Annotated in this window: 7 protein-coding genes and 1 pseudogene; 4 read left to right on the top strand and 4 right to left on the bottom strand. The window is 40.3% G+C overall.

The features are described 5' to 3' along the window. Positions 1-55: 55 nt before the first annotated feature. From RM049_RS34040 to RM049_RS34030, 3 genes are all read right to left on the bottom strand, one after another. Positions 56-436, bottom strand: a complete 381-nt coding sequence (locus RM049_RS34040) for a DUF423 domain-containing protein (protein WP_322707345.1) — start codon at positions 434-436, stop codon at positions 56-58. A gap of 78 nt (positions 437-514) precedes the next feature. Further along, the gene (locus RM049_RS34035) at positions 515-994 is read right to left on the bottom strand and encodes a hypothetical protein (protein ID WP_322707344.1); all 480 of its coding nucleotides are present in this window, start codon (positions 992-994) and stop codon (positions 515-517) included. Positions 995-1,336: 342 nt separating this feature from the next. Further along, a complete protein-coding gene (locus tag RM049_RS34030; protein ID WP_322707343.1) occupies positions 1,337-2,320 on the bottom strand; it encodes a helix-turn-helix domain-containing protein in 984 nt (327 codons plus the stop codon). Between the two features lie 367 nt (positions 2,321-2,687). Here RM049_RS34030 and RM049_RS34025 point away from each other — a divergent pair, with 367 nt between their 5' ends. From RM049_RS34025 to RM049_RS34015, 3 genes are all read left to right on the top strand, one after another. Further along, the gene (locus RM049_RS34025) at positions 2,688-4,298 is read left to right on the top strand and encodes an acyl--CoA ligase family protein (protein ID WP_322707342.1); all 1,611 of its coding nucleotides are present in this window, start codon (positions 2,688-2,690) and stop codon (positions 4,296-4,298) included. A 418-nt stretch (positions 4,299-4,716) separates the two neighbouring features. Further along, positions 4,717-5,085 (top strand): hypothetical protein, encoded by a 369-nt coding sequence (locus RM049_RS34020; RefSeq protein ID WP_322692114.1) that lies wholly within the window; start codon positions 4,717-4,719, stop codon positions 5,083-5,085. Between the two features lie 249 nt (positions 5,086-5,334). Then, positions 5,335-5,766, top strand: a complete 432-nt coding sequence (locus RM049_RS34015) for a GFA family protein (RefSeq protein ID WP_322692113.1) — start codon at positions 5,335-5,337, stop codon at positions 5,764-5,766. 78 nt (positions 5,767-5,844) lie between these two features. Here RM049_RS34015 and RM049_RS39475 read toward each other — a convergent pair. Next, positions 5,845-6,016 (bottom strand): annotated as a pseudogene (locus tag RM049_RS39475) (efflux RND transporter permease subunit); the annotation flags it as partial. Positions 6,017-6,897: 881 nt separating this feature from the next. Here RM049_RS39475 and RM049_RS34010 point away from each other — a divergent pair. Then, positions 6,898-7,254, top strand: coding sequence for a hypothetical protein (locus RM049_RS34010; protein ID WP_322673207.1), 357 nt, complete (start codon positions 6,898-6,900; stop codon positions 7,252-7,254). The last annotated feature ends 179 nt before the right edge of the window (positions 7,255-7,433 follow it).

Genomic DNA, 7,433 nt, shown 5'->3' with positions numbered 1-7,433 from the left:
ACCTTGCTACTATCCATATCTGGGTTCAAAGGATTTTATTAGTGGGATAGGTTCATTACAACTTCAAATTCCAAGCAGCAAAAGCTAAAGCACCCCAACCTGCGAGAAAGGCTGTGCCGCCTAGTGGTGCGATCGCTCCCAAGGATTTAATACCGGTTAAGCTAAGGGCGTACAAGCTACCTGAGAAAATAGCAATGCCAATAATAAATAGCCATCCACTGGCTACGAGTGTGGGTTGAGGCGACTCGGTACGACTAATTAGTATTGCTACTAGAAAAAGTGCCAGAGCATGATACATTTGGTAACGAGCGCCAGTTTCAAAAATTTCTAGCGATCGCTCACTAATCTTATCTCGCAAAGCATGGGAAGCAAAAGCACCAGCAGCAACCGACAAACCGCCTAAAATGGCAGCTACGCTCAAAAAAATCTGCGTCATTAGACCTAGCCGTAAGTTGAAGATCGTCATTGGTCATTGGTCATTAGTAAATAACAAATGACAAAGGACTAATGACAATTAGACATCAAAATGATATGATACAGCCCCTTCTTCGTTCACCTTAAAATTTGCATTGAATTCTTTAGCTTTTTCATCTAAATATTGTCTGGCGTGGGCTGCGGGTAATTGTGACTGGATGGCAAAGCCTAAAACAGTTACGCGCCCGTGATTTTCTTGTAGCATCTCATAAAAAATCGATTGCAGGCGATCGTTAACTTGTTGATTAATTGCCTTTTTCTCCTGCCGACTTTGACGGTACAATCCCAATGCTAACCACGTGCCCAGTGTTAGGGTAGGGACACCAAAAATTAGACCACCAACAGCAGCATTATTATCTTCATAAGTAGCATTCGGTGCGTTAAAGTCATACTCACCCGCCGGTATTGAGATGGCTTTAGGTGTAGCGAATTTTTCTAGTGCCGCTGTTGCTGATAGAGTTACAAACATGAATCCGAGTGTCAGTAGCCAACCGGCAGCTAATTTTTCAGCAGTTTTCATAGTTTCACTTCAGATTTACACTTTGCTTGCGATTTTAACCTGACTTTCATAAAGGTTCCAATATATCAATTAACCTGACTTTTCACGTTATGTGGAAAAGTCTACCAAAAACCTAACCCCCTAATCCCCTTACCGCGTCGGTAAGGGGGAAAATTCAAAGTCTCTCTCCTTTTAGGAGAGAGATTTAGAGAGAGGTTTTTCAGATACCGTGAAAAGTCAGATCAATTAACTCCCAGTTACAGTTTTTTAGCTTTTACACAATATTTTTTGCCTATGCTCACCACTCATGGAATGGAGTGGCGAGGACGGCATTAAGATGTAATTGGATTGTGGTACAGTTCGTTAATACGATCCTTCTGGTGGGGAAATATCAGATCCGACAGCCACACCAGTATTATTAATGGATTTAATCCCCGGTTTAACAGTAGGGGATTGTTGTTTTAACGATTGTAAAACCGAAGAAGAGTTATCTTGCTCAGTTGATATATTGGTATTTGCTTGTTGCTGGGACATCAAAGCTAATCCTCCCATTGCACCAGCAAGAAGAGCTGTATAACCTACATATAAATGCGTCGGACGAATTTCTAATCCCATTCCTTTTTTAGATTGGTACGAAAGAGGCTGAGTTACTGGTATAGCTGCTTGTACTGGCAAAGAAGCAGCTAAAGCAACACCATTAAGTCCTAAAGCATCTCCATAACGTCGGATAAATCCACGTAAAAAAATGTCATCTGGCAATTCTTTCGAGTTGCCGTTTTCTAATGCCTCTATCAGCTCGGTTCGGATATGAGTGGAAAGCTGGATGTGGTCTAAAGAAAGCCCTTTGGACTGACGGTTTTTTTGGAGTTGTTGCCCGATTTGATGTAGGCACACCATACGTTGTTGGTCTGCTTGCAAGGCAAGTTCTGCTTGAGAAATTTTCTGATGATTCAGAAATTGCAGTGGTTTTTTCCACAGCGAATTTTCTGCTGCATTTTTAGAGGATTGCTCCTGTTGAGTGCAATCCTCCTGCTGTATCTCTGATGAAGAATTGACTGTTTCTGTCGCTTGCTTCGTATCTGTAGCTGTTTCAACTTTTTGATTTTGTTGGGCAAATTGTCGAAATGCTAAACCGATCGCTTCTCTACCTACAGCTTTTAATAAATCTTGAGCCTGACCTGTTTCTTCACCTATTAACTTCTGCACAATCGCTAAAGCACGTCGATAAACTCGGCTACGATGCAGTTGTACTTCTATTTCTCCTAAAAGCGATCGCAACTCATCTTGAGAAATTTCAATATTTGGATTGCCCAGAATTTGCAAATAGTGTACAGAAGTAGTAACCATTGTGAAAACCTTTTATATTAACTCAATCAAAGAAATTTACAATCATATCTTCACTATTGTTTCCTAACTTCACCTTGGTTTTCCGGATATTAATTGTATAATTTAAATTTTTTAATTCATTATCAACACTGGAACAAACCCATAATAAATGCAGTCACCATCGTAAAAATGATACTGGCATCTCTGTGAGAAAAAACCTTGAGTGCGTACCATTTGCAAGTAACCGGAATCTCAAGGTAGACTGAGCCTGCCCCTGAGTCTAGTCTAATTGAATGCGATCGCGGTAGCTAAGTACTGTAAAAATCATGTAGTGCTTTATGACCGTATGGTATGCTCATGCAGTAAATAATTACTGTTAGCATTAGCCATGAACCCTGAAGCAGTTGATCGCAGCTTTCTCACACCTCTAACTTTTATTCAACGTAATGCTAAAGTCTATAGTCATAAAGTTTCTATTATATATAATCAAAAACGCTTCACTTACAGGGAATTTGCAGAGCGGATCAATTGTCTAGCCTCAGCACTGCATCATGCTGGACTTGAAAAAGGCGATCGCGTCGCTTTTTTTTGTTTTAATACTCCACCCATGCTAGAAGCCCATTTTGCTGTGCCTTTAATAGGTGGGATTCTCGTATCTATTAATACTCGTTTGGCTTCCCAGGAAGTTGCTTATATCTTAAATGATTGCGGTGCTCAATTTCTTTTTATTGATACAGAGTTAACAAATATAATTCGACCTATTCAAAATAGTCTTAAAACTGTTAAGTATATAATCAATATCAGCGATAATCAAGGATTTGAACCTATAAATGGAAAGGATTATGAAACATTTCTCCAAACTGGTAATCCAACTCCTTTGCCTTGGGTAATTACAGATGAAATGGATACGATTTCTATTAATTACACTAGTGGAACCTCTGGTAAACCCAAAGGTGTAATGTATTCTCATCGCGGTGCATATATTAACTCTTTAGGAGAAATAATTGAAACAACACTAACACCTAACTCAGTTTATTTATGGACTCTGCCGATGTTTCACTGCAATGGTTGGTGTTTTACTTGGGCGGTAACTGCTATCGGTGGTACTCATATTTGTTTGCGTAAGTTTAACCCTGGTAATATCTGGAAGTTAATTCAACAAGAAGGGGTAACTCATTTAAATGCTGCACCTGTAATTTTAATTTCTCTCCTCAATCATCCAGACTGTCCGCAATTATTAGCAAAACCTCTAACTATCACTACAGCAGGCGCACCACCATCGCCAATATTGATTGAAAAACTTACTAAAATTGGCGCAAAAATTATTCACGTTTATGGTTTAACAGAAGTTTATGGCCCATATAGTGTTTGTGAATATCAATCAGATTGGAATAATTTAAATATTGAAAAACAAGCAAAACTTATGGCACGCCAAGGCGTACCTTATATCAGTGCAGATGGTTTGCGAGTTGTAGATCGAAATATGAATGATGTCCCCGCGGACGGTGAAACAATGGGGGAAGTGGTGATGCGGGGAAATATGGTGATGACAGGCTATTATAATGACCCAGAAACAACTGAAAGTGTATTTAGAGGAGGATGGTTTCATAGCGGTGATTTAGCAGTAATGCACCCTGACGGTTATATTGAGGTGCGCGATCGCATGAAAGATATCATCATTACAAATGGAGAAAATGTCTCTAGTATTGAAGTTGAACAATGTCTTTACCGCCATGAAGCTGTGTTAGAATGTGCAGTTATTGCTGTGCCTCATGCCAAGCGGGGTGAAGTACCAAAAGCTTTTGTTACCCTCAAAGAAAACGCGCAAGTTACAGAACAAAATTTAATCCAATTCTGCCGCGATCGAATTGCTGGTTTTAAATGCCCTACGACAATTGAATTTACTACTCTGCCAAAAACTAGTACTGGTAAAATTCAAAAGTATCTTTTACGAGAAAAAGAATGGATAGGTTATGAAAAGAGGATTTATGGCAGTTAGTTGCGATATCTAAATTCACTGCCAAGTTTACCTGATATTGTTATTGAAGGATATAAGCGGCTGAAGTTGCGAATCAGGCAAGGACTCCACAGCACTGGTCTGTTCTACATTGAGATTGAGTTAGTCAGTCTCACGCTGGGATAGCTGTTGCTAGATGTTTTTTCAGCTTTCCTGTAACCAACACCAATTAGACAGCTAGGGCCTGCAAAGGCGATTTTATAAAGAATTTTTAAGAAATTAATATTTTTCAGAAAAGGAAAGACCTAATGCTGAAGTAATCCCCAAAAGTTCAGAATCATAGATTTTGTAGTTTACACACACTCTAGTGTCTGAAAACCTTACATGGTAAAGTCTCTGATGTACTTCATCCATGTCGAAACCTAATTATTAGTTTTTCAATTTTTTGGAGGAGAGGAAAATGAAGAAGTTCAGCTGTTTGATGATTGTGGGGGCAATATTGTCGATTAGTGCGCCGGCTGTGGCTGAAAGTCGTGCCGTTAATATCAGTATTGGCAGTATTGGTGGTTCCTTAGATAATGCTGCTTTGCGAACAGTTCGCCAGGTTATCGGGTCTGCTGTCGGCAATAGCACTGTCGATAAATTCATTGTATATAGTCCTAGAACTGGATCTATTCCCATCGAAGGAGGTTTATCTGCTTGTGCTGAAGCTGGCTTCGGGATCAGCAATGCAACATTTAATGCTTTTGTCCAGCAGTTGCGTTCAATTAATCCCAAACCAGGGACTTTCTACAATCTAGAACTTACCGCAAGCTGCAAACTGAAATAAGACGTTTGCACTCAACCACGGTAGGATGGGCTTCGTACCTCAGCCCATCCATCGAGTTAAACTCCACGCGATCGACGCAAAACTCCATATTTTGAAATTGGAGATGTAACATCAATGTTGATTTAAATCAGCGTCAAGAAGCGACTAGATTAGTTGTATCAGCCTCTAAACTCAATAGTGCAGATACTTCCAGCATAAAACAAAAAAGAATGTAAAAATAGAGCGCATTTTTGGGAGCAGAGAAACAATATGTCTAATGTGAGCATTGCAAAAGGTAGCTGCTTGTGCGGAGTAGTAAACGTTTCTACAACCCGTATGAGCGATCGGGTAGAAGCATGTCATTGTAGTATGTGTCGCAACTGGGGTGGAGGACCTTTGTTAGTAGTTGACTGTGAAAATGAGGTTAGCTTCTCTGGTGAAGAATATATCGAAGTTTATCAATCTTCAGAATGGGCAGAGCGTGCATTCTGTAAGAAGTGTGGTAGCCATCTATTTTACAAATTCAAACAAAATAACCAGCATTTCATACCCGTTGGACTATTCGATAGCTGTGAAGGTCTTGTTTTCGAGCGTCAGATATTCATAGATGAAAAGCCCAAATATTACTGTTTTGCCAATGAAACCAAGAACCTAACAGGGGCGGAGGTATTTGCACAGTTTGCACCGCAATCACAGCAGTAAAGATTGAAGTTACTTTTTAGCATATCTGTGATAGTCTGAGCAATTATTGTCAGGAAAGCCTTGGTAAATGCCTTAACTTGTAGAAAATGCTAAACCTCCGGTTAAGGCATATTCCTAGACCTTGATACAGTTCAGATCCCTGTCCTGGAAAGATTGCCAAGGGAACCATGCCTAGAACGCTCGTACCTGCTGACATAATGATAATGATGGCACGGAGGCGATCGCGTATCGCATTGTAGAGCGATTCATCGTTCAGTCGCTTAGATCATTTTGCCTTACACTAAGTAATGTCGTATTTGCGACTAATCTCATACTCTAGCTTGTTCAAAGTTCACCTATTTTTTGTTAACAGCCACTCTATTAATTTATTAAGTGGTGAAACGCCGAGCGCGCCAATACTAATATCGTGTCCGGTTAAAGACTTATCATTAAGACGGCAGGGGAGCAGGGGTCAGGGGGAAAGAGGGTTTCCTGGTTTTTGCACAGATGTGGGAATTATAACTAATTAGGCGGACATAATATAACTCATCAATTACGGCTATTTATCAGGTAAATAGACCACGCGCTAGAGGCGCAAGGCGTTGCGCCCCTACGACAGGTGTGGTTCAAATACATGTACATGAAAACTGCTGTAAAGTCACTTTTACGCAGACATCAGGTCAATTGGAGTACAAAATACTAATAAACTTCTCTGTTTTGCCTTCACGTTTCGGTGTTTCGTGCAGCCTGTAGCAACTTCCGTCTTCCCTGCAAGAGCTTCTGCCTTCGCGTTTCGGTGTTTCGCGCAGCCTGTAAGAGCTTCTGCCTTCGCGTTTCAGTGTTTCGCGCAGCCTGTAAGAGCTTCTGCCTTCGCGTTCCGGTGTTTCGCGCAGCCTGTAAGAGCTTCTGCCTTCGCGTTTCGGTGTTTTGCGCAGTCTGTAGCAACTTCTGCTTTGACATTATCAGAAACAGACTTGCATTATATGACAATACGGTTCGGTTAAGGTTTTTTGATGAAAATTTTAGATTGCAAAGACGCGACAAATTGCATCTCTACATCTGGATTTTGGGTTATTCCTGATACACATTTACTTGCACTGTAAGATTTAATCGGATAATCTGAGCAATCGAGATTGTTTTTCAAGAAAACCAATGAACAAATTCATACTGAGTTTGCTTTCTTCTCCAGTGCTGATTAGCTCTCTTCTCTCTATGGGAGTAATGCTAAATCACGCACAAGCTATGGAGCCAGAACCAGGAGTCAAAAGCACAGATCGTCTATCTTGTATACGCAATAAACATAAAGTGGGTTTAGTATGTGCCAGGGCTTCTGTATTGGCTCAAATTCCTAACTATCAGCGTGAAATAGAGTTTTCTCAAGAAGATGCTCCCATGCTGGAGTTCAATGATGAAGAAAGCAATGTGGCAATCGACTTATTTGGTTGTGATTGTCCTGCTTGTATAAATTCTTTGCGTCAGATGCGCAACGCGACACCCTTGGTATATTAATAAATCATTGATTTTTGAAGACGCGATTTATCGCGTCTCTACATCAGGGTTTTGATTTGATCTGAAATGTATTGATTTATAAGCAACATCCGCAAACTTTTCTAAGGACATAACAATGTTATGTCCCCCTGCGTGTTTTATTCAAAATCAAATTAACCTCAATTGCTAGTTAACGATCC

Origin of the sequence: Nostoc sp. DedQUE04 (assembly GCF_034530995.1) — a bacterium.
In the GTDB taxonomy this organism is placed as follows: Bacteria; Cyanobacteriota; Cyanobacteriia; order Cyanobacteriales; family Nostocaceae; genus Nostoc.
This window is presented reverse-complemented; position numbering and strand designations above follow the sequence as displayed.

Bases quoted from the DNA above. Each gene is read 5' to 3' on its own strand.
- RM049_RS34040 (WP_322707345.1), bottom strand. From the start codon at position 436: ATGACGCAGATTTTTTTGAGCGTAGCTGCCATTTTAGGCGGTTTGTCG.
- RM049_RS34035 (WP_322707344.1), bottom strand. From the start codon at position 994: ATGAAAACTGCTGAAAAATTAGCTGCCGGTTGGCTACTGACACTCGGA.
- RM049_RS34025 (WP_322707342.1), top strand. From the start codon at position 2,688: ATGAACCCTGAAGCAGTTGATCGCAGCTTTCTCACACCTCTAACTTTT.
- RM049_RS34010 (WP_322673207.1), top strand. From the start codon at position 6,898: ATGAACAAATTCATACTGAGTTTGCTTTCTTCTCCAGTGCTGATTAGC.
- RM049_RS34015 (WP_322692113.1), top strand. From the start codon at position 5,335: ATGTCTAATGTGAGCATTGCAAAAGGTAGCTGCTTGTGCGGAGTAGTA.
- RM049_RS34030 (WP_322707343.1), bottom strand. From the start codon at position 2,320: ATGGTTACTACTTCTGTACACTATTTGCAAATTCTGGGCAATCCAAAT.
- RM049_RS34020 (WP_322692114.1), top strand. From the start codon at position 4,717: ATGAAGAAGTTCAGCTGTTTGATGATTGTGGGGGCAATATTGTCGATT.